At 73.2% G+C, this 20,860-nt stretch carries 23 protein-coding genes and 1 tRNA gene; 14 read left to right on the forward strand and 10 right to left on the reverse strand.

Features of this window, described 5'->3' with window-relative positions; genetic code table 11:
• Positions 1-1,009 (reverse strand): PucR family transcriptional regulator ligand-binding domain-containing protein (locus KME75_RS21555; protein WP_219416681.1); only part of this gene is annotated, 1,009 nt, incomplete at its 3' end.
• 94 nt (positions 1,010-1,103) lie between these two features.
• Here KME75_RS21555 and KME75_RS21560 point away from each other — a divergent pair.
• From KME75_RS21560 to KME75_RS21595, 8 genes are all read left to right on the forward strand, one after another.
• Positions 1,104-1,988, forward strand: coding sequence for an FAD binding domain-containing protein (locus KME75_RS21560; RefSeq protein WP_219416682.1), 885 nt, complete (start codon positions 1,104-1,106; stop codon positions 1,986-1,988).
• Between the two features lies 1 nt (position 1,989).
• Positions 1,990-2,460, forward strand: a complete 471-nt coding sequence (locus KME75_RS21565) for a (2Fe-2S)-binding protein (RefSeq protein ID WP_219416683.1) — start codon at positions 1,990-1,992, stop codon at positions 2,458-2,460.
• On the forward strand, positions 2,457-3,803 hold the full coding sequence (locus KME75_RS21570; protein ID WP_308282968.1) for an 8-oxoguanine deaminase: 1,347 nt from the start codon (positions 2,457-2,459) through the stop codon (positions 3,801-3,803). The genes KME75_RS21565 and KME75_RS21570 overlap by 4 nt, the downstream gene beginning before the upstream one ends.
• A 1-nt stretch (position 3,804) precedes the next feature.
• Entirely contained in the window at positions 3,805-6,105 is a 2,301-nt protein-coding gene (gene pucD, locus KME75_RS21575) for a xanthine dehydrogenase subunit D (protein WP_219416685.1), read from the forward strand.
• 79 nt (positions 6,106-6,184) lie between these two features.
• Entirely contained in the window at positions 6,185-6,553 is a 369-nt protein-coding gene (locus tag KME75_RS21580; protein ID WP_246632554.1) for an allophanate hydrolase-related protein, read from the forward strand.
• Entirely contained in the window at positions 6,550-7,353 is an 804-nt protein-coding gene (locus KME75_RS21585; RefSeq protein ID WP_219416687.1) for a hydroxypyruvate isomerase family protein, read from the forward strand. Before KME75_RS21580 ends, KME75_RS21585 begins: the two co-directional genes overlap by 4 nt.
• Positions 7,350-8,246 (forward strand): 2-hydroxy-3-oxopropionate reductase, encoded by an 897-nt coding sequence (locus KME75_RS21590; protein WP_219416688.1) that lies wholly within the window; start codon positions 7,350-7,352, stop codon positions 8,244-8,246. Before KME75_RS21585 ends, KME75_RS21590 begins: the two co-directional genes overlap by 4 nt.
• 113 nt (positions 8,247-8,359) lie before the next feature.
• Positions 8,360-8,435, forward strand: a tRNA-Gly gene (locus tag KME75_RS21595).
• A 73-nt stretch (positions 8,436-8,508) separates the two neighbouring features.
• On the opposite strand, the gene KME75_RS21600 is transcribed toward KME75_RS21595, so the two are convergent.
• The 3 genes from KME75_RS21600 to KME75_RS21610 all read right to left on the reverse strand — a co-directional run bounded on the left by KME75_RS21600 (position 8,509) and on the right by KME75_RS21610 (position 10,095).
• Complete coding sequence (locus KME75_RS21600; RefSeq protein WP_219416689.1) at positions 8,509-8,721, reverse strand: DUF397 domain-containing protein; 213 nt, start codon at positions 8,719-8,721, stop codon at positions 8,509-8,511.
• Positions 8,722-8,936: 215 nt separating this feature from the next.
• Positions 8,937-9,152: a DUF397 domain-containing protein gene (locus tag KME75_RS21605; protein WP_372452639.1), complete on the reverse strand. Its 216-nt coding sequence runs from the start codon at positions 9,150-9,152 to the stop codon at positions 8,937-8,939.
• Positions 9,153-9,201: 49 nt separating this feature from the next.
• Complete coding sequence (locus KME75_RS21610; RefSeq protein WP_219416690.1) at positions 9,202-10,095, reverse strand: helix-turn-helix domain-containing protein; 894 nt, start codon at positions 10,093-10,095, stop codon at positions 9,202-9,204.
• A gap of 346 nt (positions 10,096-10,441) precedes the next feature.
• Here KME75_RS21610 and KME75_RS21615 point away from each other — a divergent pair, with 346 nt between their 5' ends.
• Positions 10,442-10,729, forward strand: a complete 288-nt coding sequence (locus KME75_RS21615) for a hypothetical protein (protein WP_219416691.1) — start codon at positions 10,442-10,444, stop codon at positions 10,727-10,729.
• A 65-nt stretch (positions 10,730-10,794) separates the two neighbouring features.
• The gene (locus tag KME75_RS21620; RefSeq protein ID WP_219416692.1) at positions 10,795-11,235 is read left to right on the forward strand and encodes a hypothetical protein; all 441 of its coding nucleotides are present in this window, start codon (positions 10,795-10,797) and stop codon (positions 11,233-11,235) included.
• Positions 11,236-11,292: 57 nt separating this feature from the next.
• On the opposite strand, the gene KME75_RS21625 is transcribed toward KME75_RS21620, so the two are convergent.
• The 6 genes from KME75_RS21625 to KME75_RS21650 all read right to left on the reverse strand — a co-directional run bounded on the left by KME75_RS21625 (position 11,293) and on the right by KME75_RS21650 (position 16,228).
• Positions 11,293-12,729 carry a nucleobase:cation symporter-2 family protein gene (locus tag KME75_RS21625; protein ID WP_219416693.1) on the reverse strand — a complete coding sequence of 479 codons (1,437 nt, stop codon included), beginning with the start codon at positions 12,727-12,729 and terminating at the stop codon, positions 11,293-11,295.
• An 18-nt stretch (positions 12,730-12,747) separates the two neighbouring features.
• Entirely contained in the window at positions 12,748-13,686 is a 939-nt protein-coding gene (gene pucL / locus KME75_RS21630) for a factor-independent urate hydroxylase (RefSeq protein WP_219416694.1), read from the reverse strand.
• Between the two features lie 6 nt (positions 13,687-13,692).
• Complete coding sequence (gene uraH, locus KME75_RS21635; protein ID WP_219416695.1) at positions 13,693-14,025, reverse strand: hydroxyisourate hydrolase; 333 nt, start codon at positions 14,023-14,025, stop codon at positions 13,693-13,695.
• On the reverse strand, positions 14,022-14,528 hold the full coding sequence (uraD, locus tag KME75_RS21640) for a 2-oxo-4-hydroxy-4-carboxy-5-ureidoimidazoline decarboxylase (RefSeq protein ID WP_219416696.1): 507 nt from the start codon (positions 14,526-14,528) through the stop codon (positions 14,022-14,024). Before uraD ends, uraH begins: the two co-directional genes overlap by 4 nt.
• Before the next feature lie 216 nt (positions 14,529-14,744).
• Complete coding sequence (locus tag KME75_RS21645; protein WP_308282969.1) at positions 14,745-15,428, reverse strand: GntR family transcriptional regulator; 684 nt, start codon at positions 15,426-15,428, stop codon at positions 14,745-14,747.
• Between the two features lie 5 nt (positions 15,429-15,433).
• On the reverse strand, positions 15,434-16,228 hold the full coding sequence (locus tag KME75_RS21650; RefSeq protein WP_219416697.1) for an IclR family transcriptional regulator: 795 nt from the start codon (positions 16,226-16,228) through the stop codon (positions 15,434-15,436).
• A 143-nt stretch (positions 16,229-16,371) separates the two neighbouring features.
• Here KME75_RS21650 and KME75_RS21655 point away from each other — a divergent pair, with 143 nt between their 5' ends.
• The 4 genes from KME75_RS21655 (at position 16,372) to KME75_RS21670 (ending at position 20,835) form a co-directional block, all read left to right on the forward strand.
• Positions 16,372-17,772 (forward strand): NAD-dependent malic enzyme, encoded by a 1,401-nt coding sequence (locus tag KME75_RS21655; protein ID WP_219416698.1) that lies wholly within the window; start codon positions 16,372-16,374, stop codon positions 17,770-17,772.
• Positions 17,769-19,019 (forward strand): DUF6986 family protein, encoded by a 1,251-nt coding sequence (locus KME75_RS21660; RefSeq protein WP_219416699.1) that lies wholly within the window; start codon positions 17,769-17,771, stop codon positions 19,017-19,019. The genes KME75_RS21655 and KME75_RS21660 overlap by 4 nt, the downstream gene beginning before the upstream one ends.
• A gap of 92 nt (positions 19,020-19,111) precedes the next feature.
• Positions 19,112-19,960, forward strand: a complete 849-nt coding sequence (locus KME75_RS21665; RefSeq protein ID WP_308282970.1) for a hydroxypyruvate isomerase family protein — start codon at positions 19,112-19,114, stop codon at positions 19,958-19,960.
• Positions 19,957-20,835: a 2-hydroxy-3-oxopropionate reductase gene (locus KME75_RS21670; RefSeq protein ID WP_219416701.1), complete on the forward strand. Its 879-nt coding sequence runs from the start codon at positions 19,957-19,959 to the stop codon at positions 20,833-20,835. Before KME75_RS21665 ends, KME75_RS21670 begins: the two co-directional genes overlap by 4 nt.
• Positions 20,836-20,860 lie beyond the last annotated feature (25 nt).

Below are 20,860 nucleotides of genomic sequence, written 5' to 3' on the forward strand. Positions count from 1 at the left end.
CCGGAGCCGCAGCAAGGTGGCTTTGCTGCGGTGTTGTTGCAGTAAAGCCACCTTGCTGCGATTCGAGGGGGGCCGCGGCGGGGCGGCGCGCGAAGGCGGCTACCGCCACCGTCAGCGGCGCCGCCGGGTCCAGCCCCGCCTGCCGTAGCCGCACCGTCGTCTCCGGCCGGTTCCCCGCACCGCCCGCGATCAGCGCGATGGCGTCGTCGGCGATGTCGCGGGCCACCCGCAGGCCCTCGCTGCGCCGCGCCCGGTCCAGTCCGGCGATCGCCACCAGCTCGCCGATCGCCTCGCTCGTCTCGGCGTCCCATCCCGTCCACACGCCCTCCACGGCGACGAACCACGCCGTCAGCCGCTGCTCCGACGCCGGCCCGACGGAGAAGACGGAGTGCGCCCCCGAGGTCGCCGGCAACCGCTCGGCTGTCAGGAATGCCGCGACGAGCCGGTCGAGCTCGTCGTCGGGGAACGGTTCGGGTCCGGGGACCACCGCGCGCCCGGTCGCGGTGAACACCCGGCACGCGAGGCCGGTGGCGGCCGAGACCTGCGCGGCCAGCTCGTCGAGTCCCAGCCCGCCCGCGACCGCCGAGAGCAGCTGGCGCTGCCGGCCCACGGTGTGCGCGAGCCGGTCGCTGCGCGCGGCGGTCAGCGCGCCGATCACCAGCTCGGTGACCGCGGAGAACGACACCTCCTCAGGCACGGCGACGAGCGGCACGTCGTGGCGCCGGCACGCGTCGACGAGGTCGTCGGGCACCTCGTGGAACACCGCCTCGCCCGCCGCGAGCGCGGCCGCGTTCGACCGCGCCAGCGCCGCCACGAACCGCTCGCTGTCGGCCGGGCCCGACCGCCACACCAGCCCGCTGACCACCAGCTCGCCCCCCGAGAGGTAGCGACCGGGATCGATGAGGTCGGTGGTGTAGACCCAGCGCAGCGGACGCTCCAGTGCGGCCTCGCTCCCGTGAAGCAGCCGCAGCCCCAGCGCCGGGTGGCCGATCAGCTCCCGCAACAGCATTGGAGGAATCTACAACCCCGCGGTGTGATCCCGGCTACCGATTCGTCGCGCCCGCGACTTCTGTCGGGGGCCTCGCGGCGCTTCACTTTCTCCCATGGACTTCCTCGCGCCGACGACCTGGGCCGAGGCCCTCGCGGCCAAGGCGGAGCACCCGGATGCGCTGCCGGTCGCGGGTGGCACCGACGTCATGGTCGAGATCAACTTCGATCACCGGCGGCCGCCCGCCCTGCTCGACCTCACCCGCGTCCCCGAGCTGCGGGAATGGGCCACCGACGGCGACCGCGTCCGGCTCGGTGCCGGCGTCACCTACGCCCGGATCATCGACCAGCTCGGCGCGACGCTGCCGGGGCTCGCGATGGCCGCACGGACGGTCGGGTCGCCGCAGATCCGCAACCGCGGCACCGTGGGCGGCAACCTCGGCGCGGCATCGCCCGCGGGTGACAGCCACCCGCCGCTGCTCGCGGCCGACGCGGTGGTCGAGGTCGCCTCGGCGGCCCGGGGGGTGCGGCAGGTGCCGGTGGCGGAGTTCTACACCGGCGTGAAGCGCAACGCGCTCGCCCCGGACGAGCTGATCACCGCGGTGCTCGTGCCCCGGGCGGGCGGCCCGCAGCAGTTCTGCAAGATCGGCACCCGGAACGCGATGGTCATCGCGGTGACCGCGTTCGGGTTCGCCCTGCACCCGCAGCGGCGGACCGTGGGCACCGGGATCGGCTCGGCGGCGCCCACGCCGCGGCGGGCCGACGCCGCCGCCGAGTTCCTGTCCGGCGAGCTGGAGGCCGCGGGCCTGTGGGACTCGCGCGACGAGCTGCCGGAGTCGCTCGCCACCGAGTTCGGCCGCAAGGTCCGCGACGCCGCCGCCCCGATCGACGACGTGCGCGGCAGCGCCGCGTACCGCCTGCACGCGCTCTCGGTGATGGCGCGCCGCGCCGCCACCTGGGCCTGGAACGACTACCGGAACGACTACCGGAGGGCCGCCTGACATGCGGATCCAGCTGACCGTCAACGGCACGCGGCACGAGGTCGACGACGTCTGGGAGGGCGAGAGCCTGCTCTACGCGCTGCGCGAGCGGATGGGGCTGCCCGGCTCCAAGAACGCCTGCGAGCAGGGGGAGTGCGGCTCCTGCACCGTCTACCTCGACGACGTCCCCGTCTGCTCCTGCCTGGTCGCGGCCGGGCAGGCCCAGGGCCGCGAGGTCATCACCGTGGAGGGGCTCGCCGATGGCGAGGAGCTGCACCCGGTGCAGCAGGCGTTCGTGGAGTGCGGGGCCGTGCAGTGCGGCTTCTGCACGCCCGGGCTGATCGTCTCCACGCACGACCTGCTCGAGCGCAACCCCGCCCCGAGCGATCCGGAGATCCGGGAGGCGCTGGCCGGGAATCTGTGCCGCTGCACGGGCTACGAGAAGATCCTCGACGCGGTGCGCACGGCGTCCGCCCGCAAGGAGGCGTCGTGAGCACCGTCATCGAGGGCGCGCACGTCGTCACCGTCACCGGCGAGGAGTTCCCGGGCGGGCACGTCGTCGTCGAGGACGGCCGGATCACCGCCGTCGGCGCCGGCCCCGCGCCGCACCTCGAGGGTGCCCGGGTCGTCGACGGCCGCGGCTGCCTGCTCACCCCCGGCTTCGTCAACACGCACAACCACCTCTACCAGTGGGTCACCCGGGGCCTGGCGGTCGACGCCACGCTGTTCCAGTGGCTCACCACGCTCTACCCGGTGTGGGCGGGCATCGACGAGCACGCGGTGCACGTCGGTGCGAGCGGGGCGCTCGCCCAGCTGGCCCGCACCGGGTGCACCACCAGCACCGATCACCACTACGTGTTTCCCGCCGACGGCGGTGATCTGCTCGGGGCGGAGATCCGCGCCGCGCAGGACGTCGGCCTGCGGTTCCACCCGACACGCGGCTCGATGGACCTCGGGCAGCGCGACGGCGGCCTCCCGCCCGACCACGTCGTCGAGGACCGGGACACGATCCTCGCCGCGTCGCAGGACGCGATCGACCGCTGGCACGACCCGTCGCCGGGCTCGATGCTGCAGATCGCGCTCGCCCCGTGCTCGCCGTTCTCGGTGACGGGAGAGCTCATGCGCGAGTCGGCCGAGCTGGCCCGCCGCGCGGGCGTGCGGCTGCACACCCACCTCGCCGAGACCCTCGACGAGGAGGAGTTCTGCCGGGAGCGGTTCGGCTGCTCCCCGCTGGAGTACGTCGAGGGCCTGGGCTGGACCGGCCCGGACGTGTGGTTCGCCCACGCGATCCACCTCGACGACGCCGCCGTGAAGAAGATCGGCGACACCGCCACCGGCGTGGCGCACTGCCCGTCGTCGAACGCCCGGCTCGGGGCCGGCATCGCCCGCATCCGCGACCTGCGCGACGCCGGCGCGCGCGTCGGCCTGGGCGTCGACGGGGCCGCGAGCAACGAGGCCGGGAGCCTGCTCGAGGAGGTGCGCCACGCCGTGCTGTTCGCCCGTGCCGTCGGCGGTCCGCAGGCCCTCACCGTCCGCGACGCGCTGGAGCTCGGGACCCTCGGCGGTGCCGCCGTGCTGGGCCGTGAGGACGAGATCGGTTCGATCGAGCCCGGCAAGCTCGCCGACCTCGCCCTGTGGCGGATCGACGGACTCGCGCACGCCGACGTCGCCGACCCGGTCGCCGCGCTCGTCCTGGGCGCCCCGCCGCCGCTGGAACTGCTGCTCGTGAACGGGCGCCCGGTCGTCGAGCGCGACCGCGTGCTCACCGTCGACGAGGACGCGCTGGCCCGGGAGGCCGCCGCCGTCCACCGCACCCTCCTGCAGAAGGCCGGTTGAGATGACCACCACCGAAACCGCGACCCGAGGCCGGATCGGGGACAGCCCGCTCCGCCCCGACGGCACCCTCAAGGTCACCGGCGAGTTCGCCTACGCGAGCGACCTGTGGCACGACGACATGGTCTGGGGCGTCACGCTGCGCAGCCCGCACCCGCACGCCCGGATCGTGTCGATCGACATCGGCGCGGCGCTCGCCGTGCCCGGGGTGTCCGCCGTGCTCACGGCCGACGACGTGCCGGGGGAGAACGCCGTCGGTCTCGAGCACCTGGACACGCCGGTGCTCGCGACCGGGGTCGTGCGCTACCAGGGCGAGCCGGTCGCGCTGGTCGCCGCCGACCACCCGGAGACCGCCCGGCGCGCCGCCAAGAAGATCGTCGTCTCCTACGAGGTGCTGCCCGCCGTCACCGACCCGCGCAAGGCCCTCGACCCGGACGCTCCGCTGGTGCAGCCGGGCGGGAACCTCGTGCGGAAGATGCAGATCCGCCGCGGCGAGGAGAACCCGACGGCCCCGGTGGTGGTCGCGCTCGACTTCGAGGTCGGGATGCAGGACCAGGCCTTCCTCGGCCCGGAGTCCGGGCTCGCCGTCCCGGCCGAGGACGGCGGCGTCGACCTCTACGTCGCCACCCAGTGGCTGCACGTCGACCAGCAGCAGATCTGCCGGGCGCTCGGGCTGCCGCCGGAGAAGGTGCGGCTGCACCTGGCCGGCGTCGGCGGGGCGTTCGGCGGGCGCGAGGACCTCTCGATGCACGTCCACGGCTGCCTGCTCGCCCAGCACACCGGCAAGCCGGTGAAGATGAGCTACTCGCGCGAGGAGTCGTTCTTCGGGCACGTGCACCGGCACCCGGCGTGGCTGCGCTACGAGTTCGGCGCCGAGCGCGACGGCACCCTGGTCTACGCGAAGGCCGACATCCTCTTCGACGGCGGCGCCTACGCCTCGTCGACGGGCGCGGTCGTCGGCAACGGCGGCACCCTCGGCCTGGGCCCGTACCGGATCCCGAACGTGCACGTCGACGCGAGCGGCGTCTACACCAACAACCCGCCCTGCGGTGCGATGCGCGGGTTCGGGTGCGTGCAGGCCGCGTTCGCGCACGAGGCACTGATGGACGAGCTCGCCGACACGGTCGGCGTGGACCGGGTGGAGATCCGCGCCCGCAACGGCATGCGCGAGGGCGACCACAACATCACCGGTCAGGTGATCGACTCCGCGGCCCCGGTCGCCGAGCTGATCCGGGTGGTGCGCGACATGCCGCTGCCCCCGGAGCGCCCCTCGACCGGCGCCGCGGAGATCGACATCCGCGAGCTGCCCGGCGGCGCCTCCAACACCACTCACGGCGAGGGCGTCGTGCGCGGGGTCGGCTACGCCGTCACCTACAAGAACGTCGGGTTCTCCGAGGGCTTCGACGACTACTCGACCGCCCGGGTGCGCCTGGAGATCACCGGCGGCGAGCCGGTGGCCACCGTGCACACCGCGGCGGCCGAGGTCGGCCAGGGCCTGATCACCGTGGAGCAGCAGATCTGCCGCACCGAGCTGGGCGTCGAGCGCGTGGTCGTGCACCCGAAGGACACCAGCGTCGGCTCCGGCGGCTCGACGTCGGCGTCGCGCCAGACCTACGTCACCGGCGGCGCGGTGAAGGCCGCGTGCGAGGCGGTGCGGGCCACCGTGCTGGCGCGCGCCGCCGAGGTCCTGGATCGTCCGAGCTTCGGCCGGCAGCGACTGCAGCTCGAGGGCGACAAGATCGTCTCCGAGGAGGGCGAGGTGCTCGCCGGCCTGGCCGAGGTGCTCGGCGACGACGCGGTCGAGGAGACCGTGGAGTGGCGGCACCGGCCGACGTTCCCGATCGACCCGGAGACCGGGCAGGGCGACGCGCACGTGCAGTACGCGTTCTCCGCGCACCGCGCCGTCGTCGACGTGGACGTCGAGCTGGGGCTGGTGAAGGTCGTCGCGCTCGACACCGCACAGGACGTCGGCAAGGCGATCAACCCCGACACCGTGGTCGGCCAGATCCAGGGCGGCAGCGCCCAGGGCATGGGCCTCGCGCTGATGGAGGAGATCGTGGTGACCGACGGGAAGGTCCGCAACCCGTCGTTCACCGACTACCTCATCCCGACGATCCTCGACATGCCGCCGATGCAGGTCAAGGTGCTGGAGTACGCCGACCCGCACGCGCCCTACGGCGTGCGCGGGGTGGGGGAGCCCCCCACGATCTCCAGCGGCCCCGCGGTGGCCGCGGCGATCCGCGCGGCCACGGGCAAGGCGCTGCGCCGCGTCCCCGTCCGCCCGGAGCACATCACCGGAACCTGACCGCCACCGCACACGGCGCCCGTGGTCGACGGCCACGGGCGCCGTGTGCCGTCGACCTGGAGTGATCTCCGTGCCTCTCATGTTCCTCAACGGCACCGCCATGGCCGGCGGGGCCGACCACCACCTCGTCGGCGGGGCGCCGCTCGTCACCCGCACGACGACGGCGGCCCGCTACCGCTTCCACGCCGTCGGCGGGCGCTACCCCGCGCTGGAGGACGTCGGCCCGGGCGGGGCCGCCGTCGAGGGCGAGGTCTACGACCTGTCCTACGAGCAGCTGCGCGAGGTGCTGCTGCCCGGCGAACCGGACGGCCTGGAGCTCGGCGTGATCGAGCTGGCCGACGGCAGCGGATCGCTCGCGATGGTGCTGCGCCGCGAGTACCCGGCGCTCCCGCCGCTGACCGACATCTCCGAGCTCGCGAGCTGGCGGGCCTACCGGGAGCGGGCATGATCCCGCCCCCGTTCGCCGTCAACTGCTCGATCCTGTTCACCGAGCTGCCCCTGCTCGACCGGCCGGCCGCCGCACGCGCCGCCGGGTTCGACGCCGTCGAGTTCTGGTGGCCGTTCCCGACCGCCGCGCCGCGCGACCGGGAGGTCGAGGCGTTCGTCCGCGCGGTGGAGGACGCCGGCGTGCAGCTCGTCGCGGTGAACCTCGCCGCGGGGGACATGCCGGCGGGCGACCGCGGCCTCGCGTCCTGGCCCGGGCGGGTGAACGAGTTCCGCGACAGCATCGACGTCGCCGCCGACATCGGCGCACGGCTCGGCACGCACGTGTTCAACGCCCTCTACGGCAACCGGGTCGACGGCTGCGACCCCCGCGACCAGGACGACCTCGCCGCCCAGAACCTCGCCCGCGCGGCGGCGCTGCTCGACGGCACCGTCGTGCTCGAGCCGCTCAGCGGTGCACCGCGCTACCCCCTGCGCACGGCCGCCGACGTGCTCGCCGTGGCTGACCGGGTGGGCGCGGCCAACCTGGCGCTGCTCGCCGACCTCTACCACCTCACCGTCAACGGCGAGGACGTCGACGACGTCCTCGCCCGGCACCTCGGCCGGATCGGCCACGTCCAGATCGCCGACGCCCCCGGCCGCCACGAGCCCGGGACCGGCGCCATCCCCTTCGACCGTCACCTCACCGCCCTCACCGGGTACCGCGGCTGGATCGGCCTGGAGTACGTGCCGTCCGGCCCGGCGGAGCGGGCCTTCGACTGGCTGCCCCGCACGGAGCGCAGCAGCAAGGAGTTCTCGACATGACACGGATCGCGTTCATCGGCCTGGGCATCATGGGTGGACCCATGGCGGGCCACCTCGTCGACGTGGGCCACGACGTGATCGGCTACGACCTCCACCGCGCGGCCGTGGACGCGCTCGCCGCCCGCGGCGGGCACGCGGCCGCGGACGTGGCCGAGGCCGTCAGCGGGGCCGAGGTCGTGATCACGATGGTCCCGGACAGCCCCGACGTCGAGGCCATCACGCTCGGCCCGGGCGGCATCTACGCCACCGCCCGCCTCGGGACCCTGCACATCGACTGCTCGACGATCCGCCCCGACGTCGCCCGCCGGGTCGCCGAGGCCGGCGCCGACCGCGGGATCCGCGTGGTCGACGCGCCCGTGAGCGGGGGAGAGGCCGGCGCCGTCGAGGCCGTGCTGTCGATCATGGTGGGCGGTGAGGCCGCCGACGTCGAGGCGGCCCGCCCGTACCTGGACGTGGTGGGCAGGACGGTCGTGCACGTCGGCCCGTCCGGGGCCGGCCAGACCGTCAAGGCCGCGAACCAGCTGATCGTGGCCGGCAACATCCAGCTCGTCGCCGAGGCGCTCGTGTTCCTCGAGGCCCACGGCGTCGACATCGACGCCTCCACCTCGGTGCTCGCCGGCGGCCTCGCCGGCAGCACCGTGCTCGACCGCAAGGCGTCCGGCATGCGGGCCCGGGAGTTCGCCCCCGGCTTCCGGATCGACCTGCACCACAAGGACATGGGCATCGTCACCGAGGCCGCCCGCGCGGCGGGTGTCGCGATCCCGCTGGGCGCGCACGTCGCACAGCTCGTGGGTGCCCTGCGGGCGCAGGGGCACGGCAGGCTCGACCACAGCGCGCTGCTGATGCAGGTGGAGCAGCTGTCCGGCCGGGGGGAGCCGGTGCGGGCGGGCTGACGTCCGCTCGCCGCGCAGGGCCCGGGACGCGACCGTGTCCCGGGCCCCGCGCGTTCCCCGGTGGGCCGCTGCGCTAGGGTTGCCCCATGACCGCAGCACCAGGTGCTGCAGGTGCGGACGTGGCGCAGCTGGTAGCGCATCACCTTGCCAAGGTGAGGGTCGCGGGTTCGAGTCCCGTCGTCCGCTCCACATCGCTCGTCGACGTCGTGTGCGTTTCATTCCTCGGCAGTTGCGGCCCGGTAAAGGATTTCGGGCTGTGCGGTCATTCCATTTCCGGATCGAGCAGGTGGTCGAACTCGCCCTTCTTGACCCCGTCGAAGAAGGCTGCGATCTCCGCCTTCCTATAGTGCAGCAGGACTTCGGGCTCGCGGGAGTTGCGCAGCATGATCTCGTCGCCTGCGGCGGCCAGCTCGACGCACGCGTTCGTGCCCATGCTCCGCCTGGCTTTGATCCAACCTGCGTCGGGCTTCGACATCCGGCCTCCGCTCGGCTTCGCGACGCGGCTCGAGCCCCGGTGGCCGGGTGAGCCCGGGTGCGGCGCTCACTGGGTGGAGCCACCGCTTCGCCGGGCGGTCGCTGTCCACTGACGTCAGCTTGCCAGCAGGACGCCGCTGATCGCCAGACGGTGCCGGGGTGCGATCGACACCGGCGGTGCGGCGATGAGCCGGCACCGCCGGTGTCGACCGGTGGTCAGTCGGTTGGCAGGAGGTGGTCGAACTCGCCTCGCTTCGCGCCGTACAGGAAAGCGTCCATCTCCGCGTGGGTGTACAGCAGGTGCACGTCCGGATTCTTCGAATCGCGCAGTGCGATCAGGTCACCGTGCGGCGCCAGTTCCACGCAGGCATTCGCGCCGATGCTGCGGCTCGACTTGATCCACCTCAATCCTGACTGCTCCGGCATGGCCATTCTCAGCGTTCCTTCCTTCGGGGAGGAGAACTCGCCTGGGCGGCGAGGATCAGGAAGCCAGGCGTTGGGCGTAACTCGCGATCCGCCGGCTCGACTCGCGGGGGTTCAGCGCGATGGAGCGGAGCAGGTCCCAGATGCGGCGGTAGCGACGGATGTCCAGCTCAGCGCTGGAGTCGTCGGGCCCGTGCAGGCCCTCGGTGTAGACGACGTCCGGCAGGTCGCCCGCCATGTCCAGGAGGATGAAGTGGCTCTCGCCGCCGGGATGAGTGCCGTATTCGAAACCGATGACCTGCACCACGATGTTCCGGCGGGCCGCCGCGTCCCGGAGGTGCTCGAGCTGCGCCCGCATGACGTCGCGTCCCCCGGTCACGCGGGCCAGCGCCGCTTCGTCGATCACGACCCAGAGTTGCGGTGGCGGTGTGCGCGAGAGGACTGACTGGCGGCGCAGGCGAACGTCCACGGCCGGATCGATCTGCTCGGCGTCGATGTCCAGAACGCTGGCGGCGGTCGCCGCTCGGGCGTACTCGGGGGTCTGCAGCAGGCCGGGGACCACGCTGCTGCAGTACTCGTTGACCGCGACGGCGGCCTGCTCCATCCCGATCAAGGTGCGGTACGAGTTCGGCAGATCGACCTGCTGCCACCAGGCTCGCTTCCGGCTCTCTGTGGCAAGTGCCAATAGCCGCGTCTCTTCGGCATCGCCCAGCCGGTACCACGACGCGAGCTTCCGGACGTCGTCCGGGCGGAAGCCGCGGGCACCCGTGTCCAGCCGGGAAGCCTGGCTCAAGGCGACGTCGAGGTGGGCTGCGAGGTCTTCCAGGCTGCGTTTCTGCCGTTCCCTGAGGGCGCGAAAGATCACTGCCAGCTCTCGGCGGGCAACCGTCGGATTCGGCTGTGACGCCCCTGTCACTGCTTCCTCCTGGCTCGGCCCGGGTTGCGGAACCATCGGCGGTTGATAACTGGCAAATACCAGGTCAGACTGTAGACCTTCGACCGGCGGTATGAAGCATCAGGGTCGGCGTGGCAACCGTGGCTCACCCGTTCGGTTCGGCGCAAGGCCTGTCCCAGGAGAGGACGGTGGTCGGCAGCTCAAGTGCTGGAGAAGCCGGACGCCGTGCCGAGCACCGCGACCGGAAAGCCCAGGAGGGCGCCGACATAGCTGGTCGACGCCCTCCCGCGGGGTGAGGATCGCTCGCCGCGTCCTCACCGTGTTGCACCTACCGGTGTTCCCGCACCGATGGTGCGGCGCTCTCCGTCCCTCCCGTGGCCTCACGAGACAGGCTGGTTAGAGCATGAAGAAGGCTACTACTGCGAGCGCGAATCCGACATGGATCGCGCGCATCCTCGACGCCGTCGACCACGCGTTGTTCCGCGCGATCGATCTCGACGCCACCGCGCGCGGGTGGCAGGTGCGGCGCGACAGCTGGTTCAGCCGCACCTACCGCGATCCCCGCTTCGACTCGCTGTCACCGTGTGCTGCGTGCGCGGGCTCGGGCGGAGCCGGCGCGGGCGTCTGTCCGGAGTGCGAGGGCAACGGCACCATCTGGAGTGGTAGCGACGAGAACGTGCACTCGACATGAGCGCCGATGGAGGTTTTCGGCGGATGCTTCCTCCGCCGCGCCGCTGGCCGGGGCTGTTGAGGGTAATGCTCCGGTGGCGGAACGAGCTGGCAATCGCCGCGGCGGTTCTGGTCGCCTGGAGCTACGCGGGTGGCGTCGTGGTCGGTGTCCTGGTCGTGACGCTCGCCGTGCTCGTCGCGTTCGTACCCTCGGTACGAACGGCCGTCAGGGCTGCGACAACGGCCACGGTCGTGGCCCACCGGGTCCGGTCCGGGCTGGTGCAGGCCGGGGTCGGCGACCGACACGGTCGGCTGCCGTGGATCGTCGGCTCGTGGCCGTGGGGTGAGACCGTGTGGGTCTCGGTGTGGCTGCGGTCGGGGACGACGACCGGCGATCTGCTCGACGCAGCACCCCTGATCGCCGCGGCGTGCGGAGCGGCGCATGTGCAGATCGCTCAGCGCTCACCTCGCCAGGACCGGGCCGTCGTGATCGTGTATCGGCCCCGCTGGGGCTGCCCGGGGCGGTGAATGCGCACGGACGGGGCAGGCCCGGACCGCCGGACCTGCCCCGCAGGGGACCCGCTCTCAGCCGCGCTGCGGCACCACCCCGCCCGGCTCGTCACGCCGGGGCGTCACTCCCGGTGGCGGGGCCTCGGAGAAGATCGGCCCCTCGTCGGCCTGCCGGCGCCCGAGCGTGAACAGCAGGTTGAGCAGCACCGTGGTGACCGCCGCCGCACTGATCCCCGACTCGAAGATCGTCTGGAACCAGGTGGGGAACTCCTCGTAGAAGTTCGGCACCGCGATTGGCAGCACGCCCATCCCCAGCGCGACCGCGACGATCACGAGGTTGGCGTTGCCGTCGTAGTCCACCCGGGAGAGCGTCCGGATGCCGCTCGCGGCCACCGTGCCGAACAGGGCCAGCCCGGCGCCGCCGAGCACGCCCAGCGGGATCGAGGCGATGACCGCGCCCAGCTTCGGCACCAACCCGAGCGCCAGCAGGATCACCCCGCTGCCCGCCACGACGAAGCGGCTCTTGATGCCCGTGATCGCCACGAGCCCGACGTTCTGGGCGAACGCGCTGCACGGGAAGCCGTTCAGCAGGCCGCCGGAGACCGCCGTGGACAGGCAGTCGGCGCGCAGGCCGCCGACGACCGTGCGCCCGTCGGCCGGCCGGTCGACGATCTCGCCGATGGCGAGGATGTCGGCGGTCGTTTCCGTCATGATCACCAGCATCACGATGGTCATCGAGACGATCGCGGCGATCTCGAACGTCGGGAAACCGAAGTGGAACGGCGTGGAGACGGCGAACCACGCGGCCTCGCCGACCCGGCTGAAGTCGGTCATCCCCAGCGGCCAGGCCACGAGCGTCCCGACGGCGAGGCCCAGCAGGATCGCGACCCGGCTGAAGAACCCGGGCAGGAACCGGTAGACGACCAGGATGAGCAGGAGGGTGAGCCCGGCGAGGCCGATGTTGCTCGGTGCGCCGAAGTCCTCGCTGCCGGCGCCGCCCGCGGCCCACCGGACGGCCACCGGCAGCAGCGAGATGCCGATGACCGTGATCACCGACCCGGTGACGACCGGCGGGAAGAGGTGCAGGAGCCGGTTGAACACCGGCGCGAGCAGGAACCCGATCACGCCGGCGACGAGCACCGCACCGAAGATCGCGGTCAGCCCGGCCCGCCCGCCGCCCGCGCTCGTGCCGATCGCCAGCATCGAGGCGACGGCGGCGAACGACGTGCCCTGCACGATCGGCAGCCCGGCACCGATCCGGATGCGCGGGCCGCCGAGCGTCTGCAGCAGGGTCGCGAGCCCCGACACCAGCAGTGCCGCGGTGAGCAGGTAGGCGAGCTCGGCGAACGGGAGTCCCATCGCGCCGCCGACGATCAGCGGCACCGCGATGACCCCGGCGTACATGCTCATGACGTGCTGGAGCCCGTAGACGAAGAGCGAGCCCGCCGGCATCGTCTCGTCGACCGGGTGGCGGTCACCCGCCTGGTGTCCCTTCGAGAAGATCCGCTTCATTGCGGTGCCTCCGTCCTCTTACCAGCCCTGGCCCGGGTCGAACGCGGGGCCGGGGTCGGGTGCGTCGTCGCGGCGGACCGTGCCCTCGATGAGCCCGTACGGGCGGTCGGCGGCGTGGAACACCTCGCCGGGGTTCTTCAGCCCGTAGGGGCCCAGGTCCACGAGGAAGTGGTGCTTGTTGGGCAGCGACAGGCGGATCTCGGCGATCCCGGGCTGCTCCTCGAGCACCGCGGTGCCCATCGCGTAGAGCGTCTGCTGCAGCGACAGGCTGTGGTGGCCCGCGAACGCGCTCGTCAGCGTGCGCAGGACGGCGTCGAAGGACGCGCCCCAGTCGGCGTCGAGGTCGGTCTGCCACCACTGCGCGGCGACCTCGGTGGCCATGATCCGGTCGTTCGTCGGCTCCAGCGTGGTGTAGCGGTCGCTGTAGAAGGAGTGGAACTCCGAGTCGGTCGTCTTGAGGACGACGAGCCCACGCAGGCCCGACGCGACCCAGGCGCGGCCGTCCTGCCAGGTCACGGTGGCGGTGCGGACGTAGGCGCCGCGGCGGGAGAAGGCGTGCGGGTGCGGCGAGCCGTCGTGGGCGAGCCGGTCCCACGGGTAGGCCTCCAGCTTCACCCTGGCGCGGGTCACCTGCGGCACGTCCTCGGCGAAGTGCCGGGCGAGCGCGAGCCCGAACGACTCCGGCTGGCGCACGGCGTCGCCGGTCTCCTTCGCGAACGCGTTGACCGTGTTCTTCACCGCGTCGGTGGTGAGCACCTTGGTGTTGTCGCCGGTCAGGTGGGTGTCGGCGAAGTCGCCGGACAGGGCGGCGCTCACATTGTAGTCGACGATCTCGTGCGGGTCGCTGTCGCGGAACACCCGCACGACCCGGGTCTCGGCCTTGCCGTACTGGTTGTGCCCGAGCGTCACCGGGGGACGGCTGCCGGCGGAGCCGGCGGGGTGGGTGAACTCAGCCATGGGGGGTCAGCTCCCGAGATAGGTGGAGTAGGAGTAGGGGGACAGCAGCAGCGGGACGTGGTGGTGGCGCCCGGCGTCGGTCACCTGGAACACCACCGGGACCTCCGGGTAGAACCCGGTCTGCCCGGACGCTGCGAAGTAGGTCTCGGTGTCAAAGTCGAGCCGGTAGGTGCCCGCCTCGAGGTCGTCGGGGGCGAGGGTGCGGCAGCGGCCGTCGTCGTCGGTGACGCCCTGGCCGATCTGCTGCCACCCGTCGCCGCCGCGGCGGTACAGGGTGAGCGGGACGCCGGGGGCGGGGCGCCCGCGGCCGGCGTCGAGGACGTGCGTGGACAGCGTCATGCGGTGATCAGCCTCTCGACCCGGAGCCGGGTGATCTGGGCGAGCTGCTCGACCACCTCGGCGCGTTCCTGCGTCTCGTCGTGGTCGAGTCTGCGCCGCAGCTCGGCGAGCATCTCCTCAGCGCTGCGGCCGGCCGCCCGGATGAGGAACACGTGCCCGAACCGCTGCTCGTAGGCGACGTTGCCGGCGTGCAGCGCCGCGCGGGTGGCGGCGTCGGAGTCGCCGACGGCGGCCTGTTCGCGCCGCGACCAGGCGGCCTCCGTGCTCGCCCCCTCGGCGCGGGCGCCGATGCGGGGGTGCGCGTCGAGTGCCTCGCGGACGTCGGGCCACGACAGGGCGTGCACGGCCTTCTCGGCCGCCGTGAGCAGCGCCTCCGGGTCCGCGTACGGGCGGCCGGCGAGGACGTCGGCGATCCAGCGACCGGACGCGTTGCAGGCGGCCAGGCGGGAGGTTGCAGAATCGGTGGGGGAGCGGTTGAGCTCCTCGAACGGGGTGAGCGGCATCGGCGCGATGTCCTCCCCTGGGACAGGGATGCGGGGAAGGATTCCATATGGTGGATGTATACTTCCACGAGGTGCGAGAAGTGTGACCCGGTGAGTCGGCTCACGTCAAGGGTCGGCTTTCGCCGCCCGTCGACCCGCGCGCTCGTGCGCCCCGTCTCGGCCGATGCGCCCCGTCGACGGGGGGCACGCGCCGAGTGGGGGCGCATGGGCGGGGCGTCAGTCCTTCGCCAGCATCGCCAGCACCATGCGGCGGGACGAGCGGATGTGCTCCAGCGCCGCGGCGGCGGCGAGGTCGGGTTCGCCGGCGACGAGCGCGCGGTGGAGGCGTTCGTGGTCGCCGAGCACCCGCTCGTGCTCGACGTTCTGCCGGAACAGCCAGTGCAGCCGCCCGGTGAGCGGGCCCAGCATCTCCGGGATGAGCTGGTTGCGGCCGAGGCGGTAGATCTGCTCGTGGAACGCGGTGTTCGCGGCGTCCACGGCGGCGGAGTCGCCGGCGTCGAGGGCCCGGCGGGTCTCGTCGAGCAGCCGGGCGAGCCCGTCGAGCTCCTCGGGCCCGGCCCGTTCGGCGGCCCGGCGGGCGGCGAGCACCTCGAGCGCCTCGCGGACGTCGAACAGGTCCTCGACGTCGCGGCGGTCCAGCTGGCGCACCAGCACGCCCCCGCGGCGGGGGAGGACCGACACCATCCCCTCGCTCTCGAGCATGCGGATGGCCTCGCGCACCGGGAGGCGGGAGACGCCGAGCTCCTCGGCGATCGCCGTCTCGTAGAGCCGCTCGCCCGGGCCGATCCGGCCGTCGGCGATCCGGGCGCGCAGCTCGTCGCGGACCCGGTCGCGCAGCGGCCCGGTCCGTCCACGGGCACGCAGCCCCTCGGCGGCGGCCCCGTCGTTCGCTGCGGTCACGCGGTTCAGGCACCCGCCACGGCGCGCTGCATGCTCAGCTCGGCGGCGAGCGCGTCGGCCGCCGCCCGTAGCTCGGGCACCGCGCGCTCGATCAGATCGTCGGTCATCCGGGTGGTGGGCCCGGAGATCGAGAGGGCGGCGGGTGCCGGGCCGCTGTCCAGTCCGACCGCCACGCAGCGCACGCCGATCTCCTGCTCGCCCTCGTCCATCGCGTGGCCCTGCTCCCGGACCTGGTCGAGGGCCTGCAGGTACGTGGCCGGGTCGGTGATCGTGGTCGGGGTGTGCGCGACGAAGTCGGTGCGCCGCAGCACGTCGTGCACCCTGGCCGGGGGGAGCTGGGCGAGGATCGCCTTGCCCACCGCGGTGCAGTGCGGCGAGACGCGCCTGCCGACCTCGGTGAACATCCGCATGGAGTGCCGGCCCGGCACCTGCGCGACGTAGACGACCTGCCCGCCGTCGAACAGGGCGAGGTTGGCGCTCTCGCCGAGAGCGTCCACCAGCCGGGTCAGGTGCGGCGCGGCCCAGGTGCCCACCATGCGGCTGGCGCTCTCGCCGAGCCGGATCAGCCGCGGCCCGAGCGCGTACTGCCGCGACGGCTCCTGACGCACGTACCCGCGGTCGACCAGGGTGCGGACGAGCCGGTGGATCGTCGGCAGCGGCAGCCCCGAGGACGCGGCGAGGTCGGAGAGCCCGGCCACCCCGCCCGCGTCGGCCATCGCCTCCAACAGGTCGAGGACGCGCTCGACGGACTGCACGCCGCCCGTGGGCTGCCCGATCGGGCTGGTGCCGTCGCCTGCCATGGCGCCTCCCTCTGCTGTCCGCGGTCCTTCCGGATCGCGGAAAGTCTACGGATCTCCGGCGGAAGACCGCCAGAAATATTGACTTCCACATCGTAGAACTTAAGCTCCGCAATACAAAAAGAACAACGACCAGGAGCCGATCCATGCCACGTCCCAGTCCCGGCTACTCCGTCACGATCCGCGTCTCGGCCCCGACGTCCCCCCGCGCCACCTCCGACCTCACGGCCGCCGTCGCGGCCGCCGGGGGCGCGCTCACCGCACTGGACGTCGCCGAGTCGCACTCCGACCGCATCGTCGTCGACCTCACCTGCGACGCCGTCGACGCCGACCACGCGGGCCGGCTCAGCGAGGCCCTCGCCGCCGTTCCCGGCGTCGAGGTCCACAAGGTCAGCGACCGCACCTTCCTCATCCACCTCGGCGGCAAGATCGAGGTGACCTCCAAGGTCGCGCTGCGCCACCGCGACGACCTGTCGCGCGCCTACACGCCCGGGGTCGCCCGCGTCTGCACGGCGATCGCGGCGAACCCCGAGGACGCCCGCCGGCTCACGATCAAGCGCAACACCGTCGCCGTGGTGACGGACGGCTCGGCGGTGCTCGGCCTGGGCAACCTCGGGCCCGCCGCGGCGCTGCCGGTGATGGAGGGCAAGGCCGCGCTGTTCAAGCGGTTCGCCGGCGTCGACGCCTGGCCGGTCTGCCTGGACACCCAGGACACCGACCAGATCGTGGAGATCGTCCGCGCGCTCGCCCCCGTGTACGGCGGGATCAACCTCGAGGACATCGCCGCCCCGCGCTGCTTCGAGATCGAGGCCCGGTTGCGCGAGCTGCTCGACATCCCCGTCTTCCACGACGACCAGCACGGCACGGCCATCGTGGTGCTCGGGGCGCTCACCAACGCGCTGCGGGTGGTCGGGAAGAAGCTCTCCGACGTGCGGATCGTCGTCGCCGGGGTCGGCGCGGCCGGGCACGCGATCATCCGCCTCCTGCTCGCCCAGGGCGCCGCGCACATCGTCGCGTGCGACCGGCGCGGCGCCGTGCACGCGGGCCTTCCCCCGCGCGACGAGTTCCGCGGCTGGATCGCCGAGCACACCAACCCCGAGCGGCGGTCGGGCTCGCTGCGCGAGGTGCTCGCGGGCGCCGACGTGTTCATCGGCGTCTCCGGCCCGAACGTGCTCGACGGTGCCGACATCGCCACGATGGCCCCGGACGCGATCGTGTTCGCCCTGGCCAACCCCGATCCCGAGGTCGATCCGGTGGCGGCGCAGGAGCACGCGGCGGTGGTCGCGACCGGACGCTCGGACGTGCCCAACCAGATCAACAACGTGCTCGCGTTCCCCGGCGTGTTCCGCGGCCTGCTCGACGCGGGCGCCACCGAGATCACCGACGAGGCGCTCATCGCCGCCGCACGCGCGATCGCCGACGCCGTCCGCCCGGACGAGCTCAACCCGAGCTACATCGTGCCGAGCGTGTTCGACGAGGCCGTGGCGCCGGCGGTCGCGGCCGCCGTCCGCGCCGCGTCGCCCGCCCGCCGGCAGGTGCAGGCATGACAGGGACCCGGCCCCGGAATGCACTCGACGCGCTGGCCGACGTCCTCGACCGCGACCTCGCCGCCGTCGACGCCGCGCTGGCGGCCGACTACCCCGGCGACCCCGGCGGGCGGCAGCCGGTGCACACCGTCTACGTCCCGGCCGACCGCTTCGGCGAGGACACCGTCGCGCAGTGGGGTGTCGCCGCGGCCGCCGCGCTCGCCCGGCACGGCGACCGCCTGGTGGCCGAGGTCGACGGGCTCACGCCCGACATCCTGGACCGGGTGCGGGCGAAGCTCGATCGCGAGCCGATCGAGGACCTGCGCCTCGACTTCGAGGACGGCTACGGCACCCGCGCCGACGCCGACGAGGACGCCGCGGCGGTCGGGGCGGCCCGCGCGCTCGCCGCGTCGGTCGCCGCCGGGACCGCGCCGCCGTTCACCGGGATCCGGTTCAAGAGCCTCGAGGTCGCGACGCGCAGACGCGGGCTGCGCACCCTCGACCTGGTCGTGGGCACCCTGGCCGACGCCGGCGGCCTCCCGCCCGGCTTCGTGGTCACGCTGCCGAAGGTGAGCGCCGTGGAGCAGGTCGCGACGATGGTGCGGGTGGCCGAGGCGCTGGAGGATGCCCACGGGCTCGGCGCGGGCGCGGTGCGGTTCGAGATCCAGGTGGAGACGCCGCAGGCCGTCCTCGGCGCGGACGGCACGGCCCTCGTGGCCCGGATGGTCCACGCGGCGGGCGGCCGGTGCACCGGGCTGCACTACGGCACCTACGACTACTCGGCCTCGCTCGGTATCGCCGCCGAGCAGCAGAGCATGGACCACCCGGCGGCCGACCACGCGAAGGCCGTGATGCAGGTGGCGGTGGCGGGCACCGGGGTGCGGTTGTCCGACGGCTCCACCAATGTGCTGCCCGTCGGGGACGCCGACGCGGTGCTCGCGGCGTGGCGGCTGCACGCCCGGCTCGTGCGGCGGTCCCTCGAACGCGGTTTCCACCAGGGCTGGGACCTGCACCCGGCGCAGCTGCCCACCCGCTACGCGGCGGTGTACTCCTTCTTCCGGCACGCCTTCCCCGGGGCTGCGGCCCGCCTGCGGGCCTACCGCGAGCGCAGCTCGTCCGGTTTCCTGGACGAGCCGGCGACGGCGGTGGCCATGGCGGGATTCCTGCTGCGCGGGCTGGATTGCGGCGCGCTGGACGCCGCCGAAGTCGTCGACGTGTCCGGGGCCGACCGCGTGGCACTCGCCGTCCTCGCGCGACGCACCCGGTAGGCCCCTTGACTCGGGGAGTGGGGCCGCCCACACTGAGGACAGCAGCGAAAGTATACATCCACGATATGGAAGTTGATCAGAAGGAGGTCGGCGTGACCGGAACCGGTCGGTCCGTCCAGGAGAAGCCCGTGACGCACACCCTGCCGTACGCCGTGAACTGCTCGATCCTGTTCACCGAGCTGCCGCTGCTGCAGCGGCCCGCCGCGGCCCGCGAGGCCGGGTTCGACGCGGTCGAGTTCTGGTGGCCGTTCGCCGACGTGGTGCCGGCCGACCGCGAGGTCGACGCGTTCGTCACCGCGATCCGCGACGCCGGCGTCACGCTCGTGGGGCTCAACTTCGCCGCAGGCGACATGCCGGCCGGTGACCGCGGGCTCGTGTCCTGGCCCGGCCGGGAGACGGAGTTCCGCGACAACGTGGCCGTGACCGTCGGGATCGGCGAGCGGCTGGGCACCGGGGCGTTCAACGCGCTCTACGGCAACCGGCTCGACGGCGTCGCCCCGGAGGAGCAGGACGCTCTCGCCGTCGAGAACCTGGGTGTCGCTGCCGCCGCGGCCGCGGAGATCGGCGCAACCGTGCTCGTGGAACCGGTGTCCGGGGCCCCGCGCTACCCGCTGCTGCGCGCCGCCGACGCGCTGGCCGTGATCGAGCGGGTCGAGCGGGCCGGCGGGACGTCGAACATCGCGCTGCTCGCCGACCTGTACCACCTGACGGTCAACGGCGACGACGTCGCCGCCGTGATCGACGAGCACACCGGCCGGATCGGGCACGTCCAGATCGCCGACGCCCCGGGCCGCCACGAACCGGGCACCGGGTCGATCGATCTCGCCGTGCACCTCGCCGCACTCCAGGCGCGCGGGTACACCGGCAGGGTCTCGTGCGAGTACGTCCCGAGCACCACCTCGGCCGAGAGCTTCGGCTGGCTGCGAGAGGAGCAGGCATGACCACCGTCGGTTTCATCGGCCTCGGGATCATGGGCCTGCCCATGGCCGCGAACCTGGCCGCGGCCGGATTCGACGTCGTGGGCTACAACCGCAGCAAGGGCAAGGCCGACCAGCTGGCCGAGCGCGGCGGGCGGGCCGCGGGCAGCGTGGCCGAGGCCGTGCGCGACGCGGACGTCGTCGTCACGATGCTGCCCGACTCGCCCGACGTCCGGGCGGTCATGCTGGCCGAGGACGGGGTGTTCGCCTCGGCGAAGGCCGGGGCACTGGTGATCGATGCCAGCACGATCCGCCCGGACGTCAGCCGCGAGCTCGCCGCGGCGGGCGCCGAGCGTGGCCTCCGGGTCCTCGACGCCCCGGTCAGCGGCGGGGAGCAGGGAGCCATCGACGGCACCCTGTCGATCATGGTCGGGGGCTCCGCCGAGGACGTCGAGGCCGCCCGCCCGGTGCTGGACGTCGTCGGCCGCACGATCGTGCACGTCGGCCCGGCCGGCGCGGGCCAGACCGTGAAGGCCGCCAACCAGCTCATCGTCGCCGGCACGATCGAGCTGGTCGCCGAGGCGATCGTGTTCCTGGAGGCGCACGGCGTCGACACCGAGGCCGCGGTGCAGGTGCTCGCCGGCGGCCTGGCCGGCAACGCGATCCTCGACCGCAAGGCCGCCGGGATGCTCGACCGCAACTTCACCCCCGGCTTCCGCCTCGAGCTGCACCACAAGGACCTCGGCATCGCGACCGCCGCCGCCCGCGAGGCCGGCGTCGTGATCCCGCTCGGGTCGGCCGTGGCCCAGCTGGTGGCCGCCATGGTCGCCCGTGGCGACGGTGGCCTCGACCACTCCGGCCTGCTCAAGCTCGTCGAGGAGCTCTCCGGCCGCGCCTGACATCCACTCCTGCTCTTCCCACCCT

This window comes from Pseudonocardia nigra, assembly GCF_019396355.1.
Classification (GTDB): domain Bacteria; phylum Actinomycetota; class Actinomycetes; order Mycobacteriales; family Pseudonocardiaceae; genus Pseudonocardia; species Pseudonocardia nigra.

Coding starts and splice junctions, on each gene's coding strand:
- KME75_RS21560 (WP_219416682.1), top strand. CDS start 1,104: ATGGACTTCCTCGCGCCGACGACCTGGGCCGAGGCCCTCGCGGCCAAG.
- KME75_RS21565 (WP_219416683.1), top strand. CDS start 1,990: ATGCGGATCCAGCTGACCGTCAACGGCACGCGGCACGAGGTCGACGAC.
- pucD (WP_219416685.1), top strand. CDS start 3,805: ATGACCACCACCGAAACCGCGACCCGAGGCCGGATCGGGGACAGCCCG.
- KME75_RS21580 (WP_246632554.1), top strand. CDS start 6,185: ATGTTCCTCAACGGCACCGCCATGGCCGGCGGGGCCGACCACCACCTC.
- KME75_RS21585 (WP_219416687.1), top strand. CDS start 6,550: ATGATCCCGCCCCCGTTCGCCGTCAACTGCTCGATCCTGTTCACCGAG.
- KME75_RS21590 (WP_219416688.1), top strand. CDS start 7,350: ATGACACGGATCGCGTTCATCGGCCTGGGCATCATGGGTGGACCCATG.
- KME75_RS21600 (WP_219416689.1), bottom strand. CDS start 8,721: ATGTCGAAGCCCGACGCAGGTTGGATCAAAGCCAGGCGGAGCATGGGC.
- KME75_RS21605 (WP_372452639.1), bottom strand. CDS start 9,152: ATGGCCATGCCGGAGCAGTCAGGATTGAGGTGGATCAAGTCGAGCCGC.
- KME75_RS21610 (WP_219416690.1), bottom strand. CDS start 10,095: ATGGTTCCGCAACCCGGGCCGAGCCAGGAGGAAGCAGTGACAGGGGCG.
- KME75_RS21615 (WP_219416691.1), top strand. CDS start 10,442: ATGAAGAAGGCTACTACTGCGAGCGCGAATCCGACATGGATCGCGCGC.
- KME75_RS21620 (WP_219416692.1), top strand. CDS start 10,795: ATGCTCCGGTGGCGGAACGAGCTGGCAATCGCCGCGGCGGTTCTGGTC.
- KME75_RS21625 (WP_219416693.1), bottom strand. CDS start 12,729: ATGAAGCGGATCTTCTCGAAGGGACACCAGGCGGGTGACCGCCACCCG.
- pucL (WP_219416694.1), bottom strand. CDS start 13,686: ATGGCTGAGTTCACCCACCCCGCCGGCTCCGCCGGCAGCCGTCCCCCG.
- uraH (WP_219416695.1), bottom strand. CDS start 14,025: ATGACGCTGTCCACGCACGTCCTCGACGCCGGCCGCGGGCGCCCCGCC.
- uraD (WP_219416696.1), bottom strand. CDS start 14,528: ATGCCGCTCACCCCGTTCGAGGAGCTCAACCGCTCCCCCACCGATTCT.
- KME75_RS21650 (WP_219416697.1), bottom strand. CDS start 16,228: ATGGCAGGCGACGGCACCAGCCCGATCGGGCAGCCCACGGGCGGCGTG.
- KME75_RS21655 (WP_219416698.1), top strand. CDS start 16,372: ATGCCACGTCCCAGTCCCGGCTACTCCGTCACGATCCGCGTCTCGGCC.
- KME75_RS21660 (WP_219416699.1), top strand. CDS start 17,769: ATGACAGGGACCCGGCCCCGGAATGCACTCGACGCGCTGGCCGACGTC.
- KME75_RS21670 (WP_219416701.1), top strand. CDS start 19,957: ATGACCACCGTCGGTTTCATCGGCCTCGGGATCATGGGCCTGCCCATG.